At 33.0% G+C, this 1,715-nt stretch carries 2 protein-coding genes; both read left to right on the top strand.

Annotated features, from left to right (window positions below; all coding sequences use genetic code 11):
• The first annotated feature begins 308 nt into the window (after nt 1–308).
• A complete protein-coding gene (locus FT993_RS08640; RefSeq protein ID WP_147862149.1) occupies nt 309–530 on the top strand; it encodes a hypothetical protein in 222 nt (73 codons plus the stop codon).
• Nucleotide 531: 1 nt separating this feature from the next.
• Complete coding sequence (locus FT993_RS08635; protein ID WP_147862148.1) at nt 532–834, top strand: type II toxin-antitoxin system RelE/ParE family toxin; 303 nt, start codon at nt 532–534, stop codon at nt 832–834.
• Nucleotides 835–1,715 lie beyond the last annotated feature (881 nt).

Raw genomic sequence — 1,715 nt, 5'->3', positions numbered from 1 at the left:
TAACATAGAAAGATTGATGAATTGTTAAGATGTAGGTTTTGAAAACCTAAAATCATAACAACTTATTGCTTGTTTGAAACCGATTGGAAATCGGGTGAGTTCCTAAAATTTAGCTTGCAAACTTACAATTTAGCGCTAGTTTCGTAAGCCTAGACTTTTTTGCTACTTTTTTCGGCGATGGAAAAAAGTAGAGGATTAGATTAAGTAGTAATTTATTTTATAGGGTAGTTGGACTTCATTTAAAAAAAAATGTTTCCAATCAAAGTTTCAGGTTAAAATCATTATTTTTGATTATAAATAAATGAGAGATGAATATTCAAGCGGAAAAAATAGAATTGGTAAAAATGATATTGGACACCGAAAATCCTAAAATCATTGAATCAATTAAAAAAATCTTCAAAAAAGCACAAACTGCTGACTTTTGGGATGATTTATCTATTGAACAACGTAAAGAAATTGAAACAGCTTCTCGTGAAATAGAAAATGGAGATATAACGGATTACGAATCTTTTATACAAAAACACAGATAAATTGAGCAGAAAAGTTGTTATTTCAAAAACGGCCGAAAGGAAATTAGAAAAACTTTTCGAGTACTTAACTGAAAAATGGTCTGTTAAAGTAAAAAAGGACTTTGTTGAAAAGTTAGACGCATCAATTGATATAATTAAAAACCAGCCTGAAATATTTCCAGAATCTAAAAAAGGAAAAAGTTTAAGAAAATGCGTAATAACAAAGCAAACTACCTTATATTATCGCTATAATTCTAAACGAATAAATATTGTTACGTTTTTTGACACAAGACAAAATCCGAATAAGCTGGATAAAGAAATATAAAAAACGAAAGCCTTCGCTGGTGGGGGATTGCATCGCGTTCTCTTTACAAATTTTCAATTCCTAAATTAACTAAAAAATTAACCTCTCTTTCCTCATCAAAATCCAGCATCATATAAAAAGCTACAAATTCTTTTTATTCATTTTTGCTTGATCAAAAACGAACCAAAAAATAAATTCGCTGCTTTTCGTCCTGTTCTCGATACTTCACATTTTTGTTCTATCGCCCAAAAATGAGAAACTCGAACTGACAGGGCGTGGTTTAGAGTTATTTTATACAACAGCAGCCTAAATCAAAAAGCGATTCAAAGCAGCGCTTTGCAATCTTTTTCTTCAGTATAACTTGTGTTTTGCATTAAAATGTTTAGTGTAATAGGCTTGAGTATATAAAATTAGATATTTTACTTCTATCTACCTAGTGCGACCCTTGGGGAGTCCCGAGCATTCGGGAAAGCCTTGGAGCCAATTTAGCAAAATACAAGTGGTTTTCAGCTTGCCTGAAAAATACCTCAGAAAAAGTGTACTTTTTACCGACACTTCGGTAACCTGCCCCGAGTCTTCGGGGTTTCGTTTTCTCCTGTATCCGACGAGCGCAGCGAGAGGAATACACCGTAAAGAAAATGAAAATTAGGACATAGCAAGATTGATGAATTGTAAAAGAGTAGCTTTTGAAAATATAAATAAACTCGCTACTTTTCGTCCTGTTCTCGATACTTCGAATTTTTGTTCTATCGCCCAAAAATGAGAAACTCGAACTGACAGGGCGTGGTTTAGAGTTATTTTATACAACAGCAGCCTAAATCAAAAAGCGATTCAAAGCAGCGCTTTGCAATCTTTTTCTTCAGTATAACTTGTGTTTTGCGTAAAGAATTGGTGAAGCCTTG

It is taken from the genome of Mesonia sp. HuA40 (genome assembly GCF_008017835.1).
GTDB lineage: Bacteria > Bacteroidota > Bacteroidia > Flavobacteriales > Flavobacteriaceae > Mesonia.
This window is presented reverse-complemented; position numbering and strand designations above follow the sequence as displayed.